We start from the raw sequence: 16740 nt of genomic DNA on the forward strand, positions 1-16740 counted from the left end.
CCGCTTTGCGGCCCTTCGCGGGCACGCCCGCTCCCACAGGATTGGCGCGACATTTCAAGTGTGCGCTATCCCTGTGGGAGCGGGCGTGCCCGCGAAGGGCTGCAACGCAGCCCCAGTTACTTCAGTCAGCCAGACGCCAGGTAGTCGTGCCCTTGCTGTCTTCCAGCACTACACCCATGGCGGTCAGCTGATCGCGAATGCGGTCAGACTCAGCCCAGTTCTTGTCCGCACGCGCCTTCAGGCGCGCCTGGATCAAGCCCTCGACTTCAGCCGCATCGACCTTGCCTTCGGCACCAGCACGCAGGAAGTCATCGGCCTCCAGTTGCAGCACACCCAGCACATCACCCAGCTCGCGCAGTCGACCGGCCAGGCCAGCAGCGGCCTCCACGTCGCTGTCGCGCAGGCGGTTGATCTCGCGCACCAGGTCGAACAGGACGGCACAGGCTTCGGGGGTGCCGAAGTCGTCGTTCATCGCCACGCTGAAGCGCTCGACAAACGCTTCGCCACCCTTGGCCGCCACCCGTGGCAGGCCGCGCAGGGCGTGGTAGAAGCGCTCCAGCGCGCCCTTGGCGTCACGCAGGCTGTCTTCCGAGTAGTTGATCGCGCTGCGGTAGTGGCTGGCTACCAGCAGGTAGCGCACCACCTCCGGGTGGTACTTCTCGAGCACGTCGCGGATGGTGAAGAAGTTGTTCAACGACTTGGACATCTTCTCGCCGTTGATACGGATCATGCCGCAATGCATCCAGGCGTTGGCGTACTGCTTGCCAGTGGCCGCCTCGCTTTGGGCAATCTCGTTCTCGTGGTGCGGGAACTCCAGGTCGCTGCCGCCACCGTGAATGTCGAAGCTCTCGCCCAGGCAGCAGGTGGACATCACCGAGCATTCGATGTGCCAGCCCGGGCGACCCGGGCCCCATGGCGATTCCCAGCTCGGCTCGCCCGGCTTGACGCCCTTCCACAGGACGAAGTCGAGCGGGTCCTGCTTGGCTTCGTCGACCTCGATGCGTGCACCGATACGCAGGTCTTCGATCTTCTTGCGCGACAGCTTGCCGTAGCCGACGAACTTGCCAACCCGGTAGTACACGTCGCCATTGCCTGGCGCGTAGGCGTACCCCTTGTCGATCAACGTCTGGATCATCGCGTGCATGCCGGCGATATGGTCGGTGGCACGCGGCTCCTGGTCTGGCGGCAGAATGTTCAGGCGGCGCTCGTCTTCGTGCATCGCGTCGATCATGCGGGCAGTCAGGGCGTCGAAACTTTCGCCGTTCTCGTTGGCCCGGTTGATGATCTTGTCATCGATGTCGGTGATGTTGCGCACGTAGGTCAGCTCATAGCCACTCTTGCGCAGCCAGCGGGTGACCAGGTCGAAGGCCACCATGCTGCGGCCATGGCCCAGGTGGCAGTAGTCGTACACGGTCATGCCGCACACGTACATGCGCACCTTGTTGCCATCCAGCGGCTTGAAGGTTTCCTTCGCTTTGCTCAGGGTGTTGTAGATGGTAAGCACGGCGGTTCCTCAGCTGCCCCAGGAGTCACGCAGGGTGACAGTGCGGTTGAACACCGGGCGACCCGGCTGGCTGTCTTTCAGGTCGGCGCAGAAGTAGCCTTCGCGCTCGAACTGGAAACGGTCCTCGGGCTGCGCCTGGGCCAGCGACGGCTCGGCACGGCAACCGCTGAGCACTTGCAGCGAAGCAGGGTTGATGTTGTCCAGGAAGCTGCCGCCCTCCTCGGTCTTTTCCGGGTTCGGCGAGCGGAACAGGCGGTCGTACAGGCGCACTTCGCACTCGACGCTGCCTTCGGCCGGCACCCAGTGGATCACGCCCTTGACCTTGCGGCCTTCAGGGTTCTTGCCCAGGGTGTCGGGGTCGTACGAGCAACGCAGTTCGACGATATTGCCGTCGGCGTCCTTGATCGCTTCGTCAGCACGAATCACGTAGCTGCCGCGCAGGCGCACTTCACCGGCCGGTTCCAGGCGCTTGTAGCCCTTCGGCGGTTCTTCCATGAAGTCGTCGCGGTCGATGTACAGCTCGCGGGAGAACGGCAGCACACGCACGCCCATGTCTTCCTTCGGGTGACGTGGCAGCTCAAGCTGCTCGACCTGGCCTTCCGGGTAGTTGGTGATGACCACTTTCAGCGGGCGCAGCACGCACATCGCGCGTGGCGCGGTGCGGTCCAGGTCGTCACGGATGCTGAACTCGAGCATCGACATGTCGACCACACCGTCGGAACGGTTGGTGCCGATCATTTCGCAGAAGTTGCGGATCGAAGCCGGCGTGTAGCCACGGCGACGGAAGCCGGACAAGGTCGACATGCGTGGGTCGTCCCAGGCATCGACGTGCTTCTCGTCCACAAGCTGCTTGAGCTTGCGCTTGGAGGTAATGGTGTAGTTCAGGTTCAGGCGGCTGAACTCGTACTGGCGCGGGTGTGCCGGCACCGGCAGGTTGTCGAGGAACCAGTCGTACAGCGGACGATGCCCTTCGAACTCCAGGGTGCAGATCGAGTGGGTAATGCCCTCGATGGCATCCGACTGGCCGTGGGTGAAGTCGTAGTTGGGGTAGATGCACCACTTGTCGCCGGTCTGGTGGTGGTGAGCATGGCGAATGCGGTACAGGATAGGGTCGCGCAGGTTCATGTTTGGCGAGGCCATGTCGATCTTGGCCCGCAGCACACGCTCGCCGTCCTTGAACTCGCCGGCCTTCATGCGGGCGAACAGGTCGAGGTTTTCTTCCACGCTGCGCTCGCGGAACGGGCTGTTCTTGCCCGGCTCCTTGAGGTTGCCGCGGTATTCCTTGGCTTGCTCGGGAGTAAGGTCGCAGACGTAGGCCTTGCCGCGCTTGATCAGCTCGACCGCCCAGTCGTGCAGCTGGTCGAAGTAGTCGGAGGCGTAACGCACGTCGCCGCCCCACTCGAAGCCCAGCCATTTGACATCGCTCTGGATGGCGTCGATGTACTCCTGGTCTTCCTTGGCCGGGTTGGTATCGTCGAAACGCAGGTGGCAGACGCCGCCGAATTCCTTGGCCAGGCCGAAGTTGACGCAGATCGACTTGGCGTGGCCGATGTGCAGGTAACCATTGGGCTCCGGCGGGAAACGGGTGACGATGCTGCTGTGCTTGCCCGAGTCCAGGTCGGCCTGGATGATCGGCCGCAGGAAGTTCGCAGGGACAGCGGGGGCGCCTTTGGCAGCGGCGTTGGGCGCGTTGTCGGCAGTGGGCTTGCTCATAGGATCCTTGAATGCGTGTGTCCAGCCTGGGTAGGCCGATTGAATCAAAGGGCCTATCATAGCCGAAGCAGTCAAGCTGCTGACAGCCGCGCCCGGACAAACTGATGTGATTTATCACGGCTTTTTGCCGCAGCCTGGCAAAATGGCCAGTGCGCGCCATGTGTCGCGATCGCCTGATCCTGCGTCTGGTGATAACCCGCGCCCTGCGCACCCTAATTTCTGATTGCCTTGAAAGAGCGAGTTTCAGCATGTCCAAAGTCAAACTGAGCACCAACCACGGCGACATCGTCCTGCAACTGGACGCCGAGAAAGCGCCGCTGACTACCGAAAACTTCGTTCAGTACGTCAAGGACGGCCACTACAATGGCACCGTATTCCACCGTGTGATCAAAGGCTTCATGATCCAGGGCGGCGGCTTCGAGGCCGGCATGAGCCAGAAGAAAACCCGCGCCAGCATCCAGAACGAAGCCGACAACGGCCTGAAGAACAAGAAGTACAGCATTGCCATGGCCCGTACCATGGAGCCGCACTCCGCCTCGGCGCAGTTCTTCATCAACGCCTCCGACAACGACTTCCTCAACCACAGCGGCAAGAACGTGCAAGGCTGGGGTTATGCCGTATTCGGTGAAGTGATCGAAGGCCGTGAAGTGGTCGACGCCATCGAAAAAGTGGCCACCGGTTCCAAAGCTGGCCACCAGGACGTACCGAAGGACGACGTGATCATCGAGAAAGCCGAGATCATTGAGTGATTCTGCTGATCTCTGATCTGCACCTGCAAGAAGAACGCCCGGATATTTCCCGGGCGTTTCTTGATCTGCTCGATGGCCGCGCCCGCCACGCCAAGGCCCTGTACATCCTTGGTGACTTCTTCGAAGCGTGGATTGGCGACGATGCCATGACGCCCTTCCAGCAGTCGATCTGCCAGGCCATGCGCCGGCTGAGCGACAGTGGCACGGCCATCTACCTGATGCATGGCAACCGTGACTTCCTGATTGGCCAGGCCTTCTGCGATGCCGCTGGCTGCACCTTGTTGAGCGACCCCAGCGTGATCGAGCTGGGCGGTGAACAGGTGCTGCTGATGCACGGCGACACCCTGTGCACCCGCGACCTGGGCTACATGAAGATGCGCCGCCTGCTGCGCAATCCGCTGAGCTTGTGGATCCTGCGCCACCTGCCGCTGTCGGCCCGCTACAGGCTGGCGCGCAAGCTGCGCAATGAAAGCCGTACACAAACGCGGATGAAGTCCACCGAGATTGTCGACGTCACGCCGGAAGAGGTACCCAAGGTGATGGCGGCGCATGGCGTGCGCACCCTGGTGCATGGCCATACCCATCGGCCGGCGATTCACAAGCTGGTGGTCGACGGCCAACCGGCACGGCGTATCGTGCTGGGCGACTGGGATCGCCGCGGTTGGGCCTTGCAGGTTGACGAGCAGGGCTTTCAGTTGGCGCCGTTCGAGTTTTCCTGACATTACAGGGCCTCGCGGGCAAGCCCGCAGGCCCCTGTAGGAGCGGGTTTACCCGCGAATGGGCCGGCGCAGGCTGACGCCTCAGGGCTGGCTGACTACCGCCCCCTTGTCCCGCTCACTGATCACCACTTCCCGGTACTCAGGGTCTGCCTTGATCTGCGCCTCGGTAAACGGGATCAGCGCCAGCTGTTTGGCCGCAAAGGCCTTGGTCTGGTCACTGGCATGCGCCGAAGCCTTCTCACTCGACTGGGAAAACGCAAGCAGGCCACGGGCTTCTGGCCCCTTGTCGGTGAAGCTGACTAGTTGCAGGTAGCTGGTCCCGCTCACCACCAGCCGCTTGCCCTGCCCGTGCGGCACGCTGTAGATCGCGTTGTACACCCCTAGCGCCTGCGGGCCGCCCGGTACCGGCGTGCCATCAAGGGCCTGTTGCACCTGCCCCCAGCGTGCCGCCTCGGCAACGCCGCTTTCACTGACCTGCTTGAGCGACGCCAGTGCTGCCTGATGAACCAGCCTGCTTACCGCCGCCTGCTCGACAGCCAGGCCGCGCGGGGTGTGCTGCGGGTCGGCCGGATTGAATGCCACTCGCCAGCTTTCCGGGTGCTCGGCCAGCGCATTGAACAGGTTCTGGAAGTGCACCAGGCCCATACCACTGTCGAGGTCGGCCTTGCCGTTCCAGGCGGCCAGGCTGCTGCACACGGCCTGCACATCTGCGCTGGCGCCCTTGCACCATTGCAGCAGGTCTGGCAACACCAGGCTGGCCAGGTACACCTCGTCATCGGTGACCATGCGCTGCAATTCATCTACACCTAACCGGGCTTTGCCCTGTAGGCGTTGCAAGGCAAAGCGGCCACGCATGCCCAGTGGTTGGTCATTGCGGCTGACCAGTGGCGAGTAGCCGGTCAGCGGCTGCGCCGGGTTGGCCATCCAGGCCGGGTCGTTGGAGTTCTGTACGAAGTCTTCACGCTCCAGGCTTGGCAGCAGCCGCGCCGGGAAGATGCCCGGTTGCGCCGCCTGCGCGTCAACCTTCCACTGGCATGCACTACGCGAGCCATCCAGCACCACCAGGCGCCCTTGCGCCCGCGGGTTGCTGCAGGTATCCAACAGTTGCTGGTCAACATAGGGCACTACCGACTGGTTCAGGTACAAGGCCCGACCTCCCTGATCCACGGCCAGCGTGTTGACCCAAGGGATACCTTGCAACTGCTCGACCGATCCCTTCAATGCCGCCAGGCTGTCGGCTCGGTTGATCTGGTACCACTGCTGCAACACCCGCGAGTTCTCAAGGTTGGCGTCTCGCACGCTGTAGGCTGCCTGCGCGTCCCAGTCCAGGCGGCCTGGCCATTGCACCACCGGGCCGAACTGCGAACTGTAGACCTGCCGCTCAATCTGGCTCAGGCTGCCATCCGTGCCTTTGACCGCGACACGGATGGTTTGCCGGGCCATCGGCAGCGACTTGCCATCGAGCACATAGCGGGTCGGGTCTTTGGGGTCGAGTTGCAGGCGGTAGAGCGTGAAGTGCTTGGAGGTGTCGACGGTGTGCGTCCACGCCAGGTGCTGGTTGAAACCGATGTTGACCACCGGCAGGCCCGGTAGCGCCGCGCCCATCACATCAAGCTGGCCGGGAATGGTCAGTTGCATCTGGTAGAAGCGCATGCCGCCCATCCACGGGAAGTGCGGGTTGGCCAGCAACAGGCCGCGGCCATTGGCTGAGCGCTGCGCGCCTACTGCCACCGCATTGCTGCCACGCTCCGCGGCGAACCGCTCCTGCCGGGCCAGCGCGGTGGCAAAGCCCGCTGACGATTGCTGACGGGCCAGCGTTGGCGGTTGCGCCCCTGCCAACGCCTCGACGAACTGCCCGACACCGCCCTCGGCCAGTAAACGGCGGGTCAGTTTGACCAGATCCTGGCTGCTGATGGGGCGCACCCACTCACCATCACCACACTCGGCGGGCAGCCCTTGACGACGGCGCTCGACCAACGCCCGGTTGTAGCCGCTGGCATAACCCGCCAGCAAAGCCTGCACCGGCGCGGGTTGCGCCTGCAGGAAGGCATCGACCGCCGCTGGGCTATTGAGCCAGGTGAAGAACAGGTCGCTGGCCAGGTTGTCACGCTGCTCCAGGGTCTGGCCCTCGGCGCCGAAATAACGTGAGCGCTCACCGCTCACGGTCAGCACTTCATTGGCGAGCAGGCATAGGTTGTCCTGGGCGTAGGCATAGCCGACGCCATAGCCCAGACCACGCTCATCCTTGGCCACGATATGCGGTACGCCGTAACGGGTGTAACGGATCTGGGCACTGGCGTCGGCTGGCGCGGGCTGCGCCTGCACACCGACGCTGAAGGCCACCAGGGCAGCGGCCAGGCCGGCGCAGGTCATGGGACGGCAAAGTGAAAACACGGGCACTCCTCGGGTTCGGGGGTCATCCCGATCAGACGAATGGCCAGATGAATATTTTACGTATTACAAGGCGATGGAGCGTCTTGATGAGAAACAGGCATTTTTTTCACGAATGGGTTGCAGTTTTTGCGTGCTCATTCGTCCTAGTAAGTGAGCCACCCACATTTCGGGTTCGTCCACGAAAAGGAGCATTCGCATGTACAACCCGCAAACCTCGGTCCAGGCCGGGCGCGTCCCTGGCAAAACGTCCAAGGGACAGGACGTGTTTGCCGAAGAACGAATCGGCAACGAACAGATCCGCGAGCTGTTGCGCACCTTCGGCCTGCGCACCAGCCTGATCCGCCTCAAGGTTATCGACGCCTTGCACGCCGCCGACCGCAATGGCCGCAGTATTGGCGTGCGCGGGGTGCACGCACAACTGGAACAACTGGATATCCCGCTGTCGTTCCTCAGTGTGCGTGAAGTGCTCAAGCGCCTGTGCACCGAAGGCGTCATACAACTGGGTAGCGACAAGTGCTACAGGCTCAACCCCCAGGCGCGCGCCGTACTGGAGCAAACACCCTCGCGCTGAGCGCATGGCCGGCCATACCTGGCCGGCCCGCGCAGATCAGGGCTTGACCTTGCGCCGCAGAATGCCGTTGATCACCACGACCACCACGGCAATGGCGATGGCCAGCATCTGGAAGGTCTGCTCACTGATCGTGCCCTGCTTCTGCAGGTGGGACAGGCCCAGCATCAGGCCCAGTACCACCAGGATGATCAGAAGTGAATATTTGAGGCGCTGCACGTGTGTCATCGAATGTTCCTTGCAACATCAGGGGCAAATGGCTCGCAACGAGCCGCGGCAATGATACAACGGTCACCGCCCCCGGCGCTGGATTTCCTGCTGGGTGGGGTGACGTCAGCCTGAAAGCATGGGGCTTCCTAGCACCCACGCCGGAGGCACCATGTACAAACCCCTGTTGTTCGCATCGCTGTTACTGACCCCGCTCTCCCTTCATGCACTGGACACCCAGCAGACGCCGACCGAGCACCTGCTCGAACTGGGCCGCGAGTTGGCCACCCATGCCGGTGCCAGCCAATGGCAACAACTGTGGCAACGCGTACGCCAGGCCGGCTACCTGCAGACCGACGCCGCACCGGTACATTTCAGCGTGCCCACAGCCCGCTTGCCCGACCTGGCCCGACAAACGCTGGCGCAGGCCGACCAGGCACAGCCACTGAATCAGACCCAGGTACTGTACCGCCGCCATTTTGCCGACCAGGTCATCGGCCAGCGCAACGGCCAGCCGTTGCACGCGCTGTGCCTGCTGGTCGATTGGCGCACGTTGCCGCCGGGCATGCGCGCCACCCCTCAAGCCTATCTGGGTAGCGCCAGTTTGCTGAGCAGCTACCCGTGCGATTGAGGGGTGCTGTACCCACTGCGCATCATCGCGAGCGCCCCGACAGGAAACCAAGAGGCGCAGCCAGATGTCCACGCCATTTCCTACAGCGCCAGATATCGCTGCCTGCAAATCCTGTTCACCGAAGCTACAACCCCCAACCCATATGCCGCCTAGCGACGCGCCTCGGCTGTCGCACAGAATTTGCTCACACCTTCGACACAACGCCGCGGGTGATCGGGTCGCACATCCCATCCACCCCGAAGGAGCGCCATATGCAAATGCCAGATTTGAGCCAGATCGATATCAGCCAACTGCCCCACTCGCTGCAGGCCCTGATCGACTGTATCGGCATCGAAAACGCCTACCAGCTGACCTGCGCCTACGGCGGCAGGCCCAAGTACATCCCCAAGCACCGCGAGCGCACCAAGCTCGCTGACGTGCTGCCGGCCGAAGCGCTTGACGCACTGATCAAGCGCTTTGCCGGGGTCGCCCTGGAGATCCCCAAGGCTGACCACTTTCTGCGTCAGCTGCGCAACCAGCAGATCCAGAAGGAAAGCGCCAACGGTTTGTCCCGCAGCCTGCTGGCCAACAAGTACGGCCTGAGCCTGCGGCAGATCGGCAACATCCGGCGCCAGGAGCTTTGCGAGCGCTGACGCCCGAACACCTTGGCAGCTATTCGCGGCTGCCTTAACCCACTAAATAGAGCGAGCTTCCCGATATGTCGTTAGATAACAGCCTTATAGGCTCCGTGATCAATGCCCTACCGATGGACCGCATGATCGCCGGTCCCTTGCAGGCCATGGTCCAGGCGCAGGTAACCGCCAGCAAATCGTACGCCGACTTCCTGATGCAGGTATGCGTCCAGGATGGCAAGGCAGTGGCCATCCAGTTCGACTACGACGAAACCATCGTCGACGAACAGGGCGAATACAAAGGCGTGGTCAGCAAGACCATGAAAGTGCCGCTGATGGCGGCCATTACCCACCCGAACATTTCCATCGAAGAGGGCAATGTAGAGTTCGAGCTGGTTATCAACCAGATGTCGGAAGATGTTTCCAGCAAGGACATGAATGCAGAAGTTACCGGCTCACTGGGATGGGGGCCGTTCAGGCTGAACGTGAAAGGCAGTGTGAGCCACAAATCCACGCAAACCCGCAAAACAGATACCCGCGCCCGCTATGCCTTCAACACGACCCTGAAGCGTCAGGAACCGCCCGAAGCGATGATGAGGGTAATCGAGTTCCTCACTGATGCCGCGACCAAGCCAACCGTTGTCCGAACCGCCGAGTTGGAAAGCCCGGACGAAATATCCCAGGCGGATACCTTGAAACGGCCCGCGCCTGCGAACCTGGCGACCCCGTAAGACACTGGCACTTGACCCGACAGCCCCTCCTGCCGGTAGTGGGAGGGGCACACCCTGGCCTGAGGAGTCGAATCATTGCAAAAGCCCCCCGCCCCCATGACCTCCATTGACCTGCGTGAAATTACCCGTGGCCTGCAAGAAGCCGCCAGTGCCACCAACAGCCTGATTGCCCAGCAGTACATCAACCTGTTCGACCAGTTTTTCGAGTGCGACACCGAGGCGCTGGGCGCCCCCATGAAAGCCAAGATGGTCGAGGTGGCCATGGATGGGCAGCACATCATGCGCGTCCCCCTGTTTGCGCTGGTGTCACCGAAAGGCCTGGCCCTTGAGCGCATGCAGGTCGACCTGTCGGTAAGGGTCAAAGGCACCGAGGCGCAGCAGGCACTGCTGACCGCAAGCGAGAGCAAGGCCGCGAGCTTCAAGGTCACCATTGGCGGCCAAGGCCGTCAGGGCGAAAACCGCGATCCGGACGAAGTGCAGATCCGCATGCAGTTCCAGGCAAGCGAACCGCCAGAGGCCCTGAACCGGTTGATCGAGGAATACACCAACCTGATCGTCCCGGTACGCGCCACCCCCCCACCGCCCTCACCCGACACCAACGAGTTCATCGAGGCGGCCACCGTCCGTTGATGGCCGCCACGCTGCGGGCCTAGAAGTCGCGCTTGTAGAAGATGTCCAGTGAGCTTGCCAGCCCACTGGCGGCCTCGAGGTAGACCTTCTTGCTCAGCTTGTAACGCAACGCGATCGTGTTGGCCGGTTCGAACACGCCCACCCCGTAACGAAGGCTGAGCTTCTCGGTGATGTTACCGCTGGCGACCACGCTGGTGCTGTTGCCAGAACCTTCGGTATCCAGTTGAAAGTCATCGATCCCCAGGCTCGACGCCAGGCTGCCGGTAATGCCGGCGCTCCCGGCAAGGCCCAGGCCCAGCGCCGCCTCGGCGAGCATGTTGTTATCTTCGCCGGTATTGCCCAATGGCCGGCCCAAGACCAGGTACGAAAGCGCCTGCTCCTGGCTCATGGCCGGCTCCGAGAACACTTTGGTCGTCGGCTGCTCGGCGCTGCCGCTCAGGCGGATACCGGCTATTACATCGTCAACCTTGCGGATCGCTTCGATGTCCAGATACGGCTGGTCGATCGGGCCGGCGAACAGCAGACGCGCCCGGCGGATGGTGAGGCGCTGGCCGTAGGCACGGTAGCGGCCGTCTGCCAGGCTCAGTTCGCCACGGGTATCGAGGTTATCACCGATGTGCACATGACCCAGCAGGTTGGCAGTCAGCCCGAAGCCGCTGAACGACAGCTTGTCGCGGCCGACTTCGACATCGATGTCCATGGCCATGGCCATGGGAGGTTTGCCTTCCTCGGTCTGGTGACCGACGATTACCGTGTCATCCGACACCTTGACCGTGGACGGCGGCAGCTCACGTACAGTGATCTTGCCCTTGGGCACCTGCACCTTGCCGGTCACTGCCAGCTTGTCATCGATCAGGCGCAAGGTCAGGTCCGGGGCAACTTCCAGTGTGGCGTAGGGCTCGACCGCGACCGGCAGTTGCTGGCCTTGCAGACGCACGTCCATGCCCAGTGCCTGCCCCCAGGTGAGGTTGCCGCTCAACTGGCCACGTCCCGCCTCGCCACTGCGCCAGTTACCGTTGAGCTGCACCTGCTCGCCGGCAATCAGCGCCTGCAATGACAGGTCCTGAAGGCTGGCCGGCAGCTCGGCGCCACTGACTTCGCCACCGCTGAGCATCAGGTTGCCGTTGACCTGAGGTGCCAGCAAGGTGCCTGAAAGCCGACCACTGCCATTGAGCTGCCCCGCCAGGCGTTCGACCATGGGCACGAATGGGCGGGCCACCGACAGGTCCAACCCGGCCAGGCGGAAATCACCCGACAACGGTTTGTTCTTGCCCAGCGGATCGAGCCGGGCGTTGACGTTCAGCTCACCCAGGCGCTCACCGCGAAACGCCAGGCGCGTATCGATACGCCGCGGTGCCAGCGTGCTGTCCAGCCGCAGGGTCTGATAAGGGAAATCGATCCAGCGGCCTTTGTCGCGCACGCGCAGGGTGCCGCCACTGGCATCGACAACGACAGTGCCCTTGGGGCCGCTGGCCGGGATGTCCAGGTTGATGTCGGCATTGAGCAGGCCTTGCCAGGCAAAGTCCTTCGGCAGCCACTGGGCCAGGCTGCCCAGCGGGAACTGCTTGAGGTGGTAGCGCAGGCGCGGTTCGGGGGCCAGCCGCTGGTCGTCGCCACACAGGCTTGCCTGGCCGGAGCGCCAGCAGTGGGCCCCGAAGTCGAGCTGGCCGCTGGCCAGCCGCTGCAGGCGTGCAGGCGCCTGCAACTGCCAGTCCTGGCCACCGGCCTGGATTCGGCCAGTGGCCAGTCGGCCGCGCCAGTCACCTTTGTTCAACTGACCATCCAGGCCAAGGTCGAGCTTGAGCTGCGGGCCGTCCAGCGCCAGGGTCAAGGCCTGTTGGCGAATGTCGCCCTTGCCGTTGGCCTGCAACGTGCCCAAGGCTGTGTCACCCAGGTGGATACCGGTTGCCTTGAGCTCGACTACACCGCGTTGGGCGTTGTCCAGGCGGGCATCCAGGTCCAACTGCTGCAGGCGGTTTTCGGCCTGGGCCAAGCGCTGGCCCTGCAGGGTGAGCGTACCTTGCGGGGCCTGCAAGGTGCCGGCGACATCCAGCCGGCCCTTGACCCGGCCTTGTAGCCTCGGCCACAGCTGGCCCAGGCGCGGCAAGTCAAGGTCGATTCGCCCAGCCAGGCGCTGTTGCAAGCTGCCACTGCCGTTGATGCGGTTGTCACCCAGCTGGATGGCCAGTGTGCCCAGGGTCCAGTTTTGCCCCGCCCCCTGGGCTTCGGCCTTGAGCATGGCTGGCTGGCCACGCAGGCGGCCCTTGAGGTCAAGCTGGGCATCCAGGGTAAGCGTATCGCCTTTCAGTTCGCCTTTGCTGCGCAGTGGCCCCGCCAGGGTACCCGGCAGTTCGGCCAGCCAATAGGCCGGGTCGAGCGCGGAGAGCTGCAGGTCGACATCCCAGGCCAGGGTGTCGGCAAAACGTACGGCGACACTGCCGGCTGCCTTGCCTTGGCCGGCGGTCAGCGCCAACTGTGGCAGTTTCACCTGGGTGAGGTCACCTTCGAACGGGCTGGCGATGCTGAACGCTCCCGCCGGGCCGTCCAGGTCCCCCGTGAAAGTCCCCTGGTAATTGCCATCGCGATAATGCACCTGGGTATTGAAGCGCTTGAGGGTGACTTCGGGCGGGGTCTCCAGTGGGTACAGGCGCAACCACGGGAAGTCCTGCCAGTCCAGCTGCGCATCGGCGCTCAGGCCTTGCTGCCAGTCAGCCGTGGCTTGCAGCTTGACCCGTTGGCTGTCGCTGGCGGTCAGGTCCAGGGCATCGAGCCTGGCGCCTTTGCTGTCGACCAGACCGGACAGGAGCAAGGCGATCGGTGACTGCTCGGCCGGCAGGCTGGCCTTGCCGGACAGTTTATAGCCATCGAGCAGATCGCCCTTGGCATCGAGCTCGAGCGCGTTCAATTGCAGGGTGTCAGGCAACGCACCAGCCGGCTTGAACGCCTCGGAGCGGATGTGCAAGGTCGCCGGCAGGTGCTCGGCCAGTGCCTGCAACTGCCCGCTCACTGTGGCATCGAGGTAACCACTGCTGGTGCCGGCGAGTTCCAACGTCTTCTGCAATTGGCCATTGGCCGTCAGTGCCAGTTGCCAGGGTTTTTCGTCTACCGCAGGCAACTGCAATTGCGCCTGTAGTTTTACCGGCCAGTCGCCTTCGGGTTGCAGGTCGCCCTGTAGGCTCAATTGCAGGTCGTCGCGCAGCAGCCGCAGGCTGTCGATGCGTATCCCGCTGTTGGTCCAGTGCGCAGCCAGTTGCAAATCGCCAAGCAGATCGCTGCCATCCAGGCGAAGCTGCCCGACCTTGACCTCGCCCAGTTCGATGGCCAGCGGCAAGCGCAGGGTCGGCAATTGCAGCGGGGCGCTCTCGGTGGGTTCGGTGCTTGGCGCAAAGGCCATGTCAATGCGGTCTGCCTGCAACCGGTCAATGCACAAGGTCGCGCGCAGCAAGCAGGCAGGCGACCAGGCCAGCAACGGCGCCTGCATCTCTACCGTGCTGCCGCCGTCGGCCCAAGTCAGCCGGCTGGCCTGCCAACTGCCCGCCAGGCGCCCCTGGAAGTCGGCCACTTCAAGCCCGGGCACCTTGCCCAGTACCCAGCGGCTGCCGGCCTGGGTACCCAGCAGCAAGCCGAGCACCAGGCCCACGCTCGCGACGCCCCCCAGCAGGCCCAGTGAAGTAAATTTGATTACGCGTTTCACAGCTCGGGCCCCATGGAAAAGTGCAGGCGAATGCCCCCTTCGTCATCCAGCGCCTTGGCCAGGTCCAGGCGCAGCGGCCCGACTGGCGATACCCAGCGCACACCAAAGCCGACACCGGTCTTGAGGCTGGGCAGCTCCAGGTCGTTGAACGAGTTGCCTTGGTCGACGAACGTCGCGACCCGCCATTTTTCGGTCAGCGAATACTGGTACTCGACACTGCCTGCCACCAGGTAGCGCCCGCCAATACGGTCACCGTCGCTGTTCTTCGGCGACAGGGTCTGGTAGTCGTAACCGCGCACACTCTGGTCGCCACCCGCGAAGAAACGCAGCGACGGCGGAATGTTGTTCTTGAAGCCATTGGTCGCACTGCCACCAAACTGTACGCGCCCGAGAAAGCGGTGGTTGTGGCCGAGTGTGGTCAGTCCTTTGAGCAATACGTTGCCGTGCAGCAGGTTGGTGTCGGACACCAGCCCTTCCTTGGCGCCTTGAACATCGAACTGCAGGCGATAGCCGTTGTGCGGATCGATACGGTTGTCACTGCGCAGGAAGGAAAAGCTGACGCCCGGCATCAGCAGGTTGCTCAAACCGGAGTCGTCACCCAGGCGATATTCTTCGCGTTGGTACTTGAGCGAAATCACCCGCTGCCAGCCACTGGGCAGCTTGCTGTGCCACTCGGGGCCGACCGTCAACAGCTTGCTGAGCGTGTCGGTGCCGGCAAGCTCCTCGTTCTGGTAGCCACCGGCAAAGCGCAGCTTGTCGGTCAGCGGCGGATCAAGCGGAATGTCATACCACAGGCCGACGTTCTGGCGCGGGGCCGACAGTTCGGTTTCCCAGCCATAGCTGTGGCCTTGTGGGTTGACCCAGTGGCGGGTCCAGTTGGCCTTGCCGCGCGGCCCGACGTCGGTCGAGAAGCCCAGGCCAAGGCCCATGGTGCGTGGTTTACGGGTTTCCAGGTGAACATCCACCGGGACTTCTTCGCCCACAGCAGCAGTGGGCGCCGCATCCACGCGCACGCCTTCGAAATAGCCGCTCGATTGCAGGTCGTTGTTCAGCTCTGCGACCAGTTCCGAGTCGTAAGGGGTACCCGGCTTGAACGACACCATGCGCTGCAGCAGGTCCTCGTCCAACGGTGTGTCGCCACCGAAGGTGACGGCGCCCAGGCGATAACGCGGGCCACTCTGGTAGACCAGTTCGATATCCGCCACACCGGCTTGCGGATCGACGGCCAGGCGCTGGCTACTGAAGCGCCCACTGAAGAAGCCATAGCGCGACGCCTGGTTCTGGATCAACCGCTTGGCATCCTCGTAATGGCCGTGATTGAGTTGTTCACCCGCCCGCAGCGCCTTGCTGTCAGGCACGCGGAAGGCCTTCATCTCGCTGGCTGGGCCCTCGATGCGCACGGTCACGTTGCGCAGGCGAATCGGTTCGCCCGGGTTGATGCTGATGATCAGTTGTGGGGGATGGTCTGCGTCGCTGGCGGGCTTGACCTCGGTATCGATCTGCGCCTGATAGTAGCCAAGTGCCTGCGCCGCTTTGCGCGCCTGCTCCTCTGCCCCGCGACTGAAGCGCAAAAGTGCTTCTTCGTCGCGGTCACCCAATGTGCCTATATAGCCTTCGACATTGGCCTTGAGCGCCTTGTTGGCCGGCTTCACCTTCACCAACAACTCGCTCTGGCCCCATGCTGCGAAACTGGCGACCCAGAAAACCAGGCCCCAGGTCAATCTTCCTGAATACGTCATGCGGCGCATGCTACCAGAGCCGGGCGCTCAAGGGAGCCGCCTGGCGGCCTGTTCAGGCAAAAGCGGGTTTTGAAGAGACTGGATTAGGATGAAAGAACACCCTCTCTCGGATCGGTCCTACAGCTACTTCGCCAATTTCCTCATAACCCTGACGCTGGTAAAAAGCCAGGTAGTGCTCGTTACCGGTGTCCAGCACCACCCCTTGGGTGCCTGGGTCTTCCGCGCACCAGTCGTGCACGGCTTGTAACAATTGCTCGCCGTAGTGCTTGCCCTGAAATTGCGGATGCACCCCCAGCAAAGGCAGCACATGCACCTGGTCAGTGGGCAGACAGCTGGCCAACGCAGCCTGGTAGTCCATGTAGCGCCGCGTACAGCGCAGGCCGGTACCCAGCACCATGCGCAGGCGCCAGGCCCAGCTGTCGGCCACGCCCAGCCGGCGCTGCGGCGGCACGATCAGGGCCAGGGCAATCAGGCGGTCCTCGACCAGCAGGCCAATGGCGGGCAGTTGCAGGTAGAAGTGCTGGCGCACCCATTCGCGCACCATCACCCGCAGGCGCCGCTCATACCCCGGGCGCTGGGCTTCGAAGATATAGGCGAAGGTGGGCTCGTGGCGGTAGGCGTTGTACAGCAGCGAACGTGCCTCGCGGCTGTAACCATCGTCGAGCAGGCAGACACGGGCCGGGGCGGCTGTGGTTTCGGGCATTGCGGGCAGACCTCCTGGAATGGGCGTTCAGTGCCTTGGAGGTGCCCCAGCGCGCTTCGTTCACCCCCAACAGCACGTTAGCAGCAGGCTCGCCTGGCCGCCATGCTGGTGATGCAGGTCGATGTCGGCTAGCATCGCGCCTTTTAC

Annotated in this window: 14 protein-coding genes; 7 read left to right on the forward strand and 7 right to left on the reverse strand. The window is 63.2% G+C overall.

Features of this window, described 5'->3' with window-relative positions:
* Positions 1–121: 121 nt before the first annotated feature.
* Together cysS and N5D53_RS21830 are read right to left on the reverse strand one after the other, a co-directional pair.
* Entirely contained in the window at positions 122–1504 is a 1383-nt protein-coding gene (cysS, locus tag N5D53_RS21825; RefSeq protein WP_104887522.1) for a cysteine--tRNA ligase, read from the reverse strand.
* Positions 1505–1513: 9 nt separating this feature from the next.
* The gene (locus N5D53_RS21830) at positions 1514–3217 is read right to left on the reverse strand and encodes a glutamine--tRNA ligase/YqeY domain fusion protein (RefSeq protein WP_010953806.1); all 1704 of its coding nucleotides are present in this window, start codon (positions 3215–3217) and stop codon (positions 1514–1516) included.
* 248 nt (positions 3218–3465) lie between these two features.
* Between N5D53_RS21830 and N5D53_RS21835 the strand changes: the two genes are divergently transcribed.
* Positions 3466–3966 carry a peptidylprolyl isomerase gene (locus tag N5D53_RS21835; protein ID WP_010953805.1) on the forward strand — a complete coding sequence of 167 codons (501 nt, stop codon included), beginning with the start codon at positions 3466–3468 and terminating at the stop codon, positions 3964–3966.
* Complete coding sequence (locus N5D53_RS21840) at positions 3963–4685, forward strand: UDP-2,3-diacylglucosamine diphosphatase (RefSeq protein ID WP_020193813.1); 723 nt, start codon at positions 3963–3965, stop codon at positions 4683–4685. Before N5D53_RS21835 ends, N5D53_RS21840 begins: the two co-directional genes overlap by 4 nt.
* A gap of 81 nt (positions 4686–4766) precedes the next feature.
* On the opposite strand, the gene N5D53_RS21845 is transcribed toward N5D53_RS21840, so the two are convergent.
* Positions 4767–7079 (reverse strand): acylase, encoded by a 2313-nt coding sequence (locus N5D53_RS21845; RefSeq protein WP_104961840.1) that lies wholly within the window; start codon positions 7077–7079, stop codon positions 4767–4769.
* A 196-nt stretch (positions 7080–7275) separates the two neighbouring features.
* Between N5D53_RS21845 and N5D53_RS21850 the strand changes: the two genes are divergently transcribed.
* Positions 7276–7650: a hypothetical protein gene (locus N5D53_RS21850; protein ID WP_010953802.1), complete on the forward strand. Its 375-nt coding sequence runs from the start codon at positions 7276–7278 to the stop codon at positions 7648–7650.
* 36 nt (positions 7651–7686) lie between these two features.
* Here the strand turns inward: N5D53_RS21850 and N5D53_RS21855 are convergent, their stop codons facing one another.
* On the reverse strand, positions 7687–7875 hold the full coding sequence (locus N5D53_RS21855) for a hypothetical protein (protein WP_003248064.1): 189 nt from the start codon (positions 7873–7875) through the stop codon (positions 7687–7689).
* 151 nt (positions 7876–8026) lie between these two features.
* On the opposite strand from N5D53_RS21855, the gene N5D53_RS21860 reads away from it, so the two are divergent.
* The 4 genes from N5D53_RS21860 to N5D53_RS21875 all read left to right on the forward strand — a co-directional run bounded on the left by N5D53_RS21860 (position 8027) and on the right by N5D53_RS21875 (position 10457).
* The gene (locus N5D53_RS21860) at positions 8027–8485 is read left to right on the forward strand and encodes a hypothetical protein (protein ID WP_012052540.1); all 459 of its coding nucleotides are present in this window, start codon (positions 8027–8029) and stop codon (positions 8483–8485) included.
* A gap of 251 nt (positions 8486–8736) precedes the next feature.
* Positions 8737–9117, forward strand: a complete 381-nt coding sequence (locus N5D53_RS21865) for a Mor transcription activator family protein (protein ID WP_010953799.1) — start codon at positions 8737–8739, stop codon at positions 9115–9117.
* 65 nt (positions 9118–9182) lie between these two features.
* Positions 9183–9827 carry a DUF2589 domain-containing protein gene (locus N5D53_RS21870; protein ID WP_104961841.1) on the forward strand — a complete coding sequence of 215 codons (645 nt, stop codon included), beginning with the start codon at positions 9183–9185 and terminating at the stop codon, positions 9825–9827.
* Positions 9828–9902: 75 nt separating this feature from the next.
* A complete protein-coding gene (locus tag N5D53_RS21875) occupies positions 9903–10457 on the forward strand; it encodes a DUF2589 domain-containing protein (RefSeq protein ID WP_019437142.1) in 555 nt (184 codons plus the stop codon).
* 19 nt (positions 10458–10476) lie between these two features.
* Here the strand turns inward: N5D53_RS21875 and N5D53_RS21880 are convergent, their stop codons facing one another.
* The 3 genes from N5D53_RS21880 to N5D53_RS21890 are packed head-to-tail and all read right to left on the reverse strand — an operon-like array spanning position 10477 to position 16593.
* Positions 10477–14151 carry a translocation/assembly module TamB gene (locus N5D53_RS21880; RefSeq protein WP_279840799.1) on the reverse strand — a complete coding sequence of 1225 codons (3675 nt, stop codon included), beginning with the start codon at positions 14149–14151 and terminating at the stop codon, positions 10477–10479.
* The gene (locus N5D53_RS21885; RefSeq protein ID WP_029615603.1) at positions 14148–15890 is read right to left on the reverse strand and encodes an autotransporter assembly complex family protein; all 1743 of its coding nucleotides are present in this window, start codon (positions 15888–15890) and stop codon (positions 14148–14150) included. The genes N5D53_RS21880 and N5D53_RS21885 overlap by 4 nt, the downstream gene beginning before the upstream one ends.
* A gap of 52 nt (positions 15891–15942) precedes the next feature.
* Positions 15943–16593 (reverse strand): GNAT family N-acetyltransferase, encoded by a 651-nt coding sequence (locus N5D53_RS21890; protein ID WP_279840801.1) that lies wholly within the window; start codon positions 16591–16593, stop codon positions 15943–15945.
* Positions 16594–16740: the final 147 nt, after the last annotated feature.

Origin of the sequence: Pseudomonas sp. GD03862 (assembly GCF_029840855.1) — a bacterium.
GTDB classification, from domain to species: Bacteria; Pseudomonadota; Gammaproteobacteria; order Pseudomonadales; family Pseudomonadaceae; genus Aquipseudomonas; species Aquipseudomonas alloputida.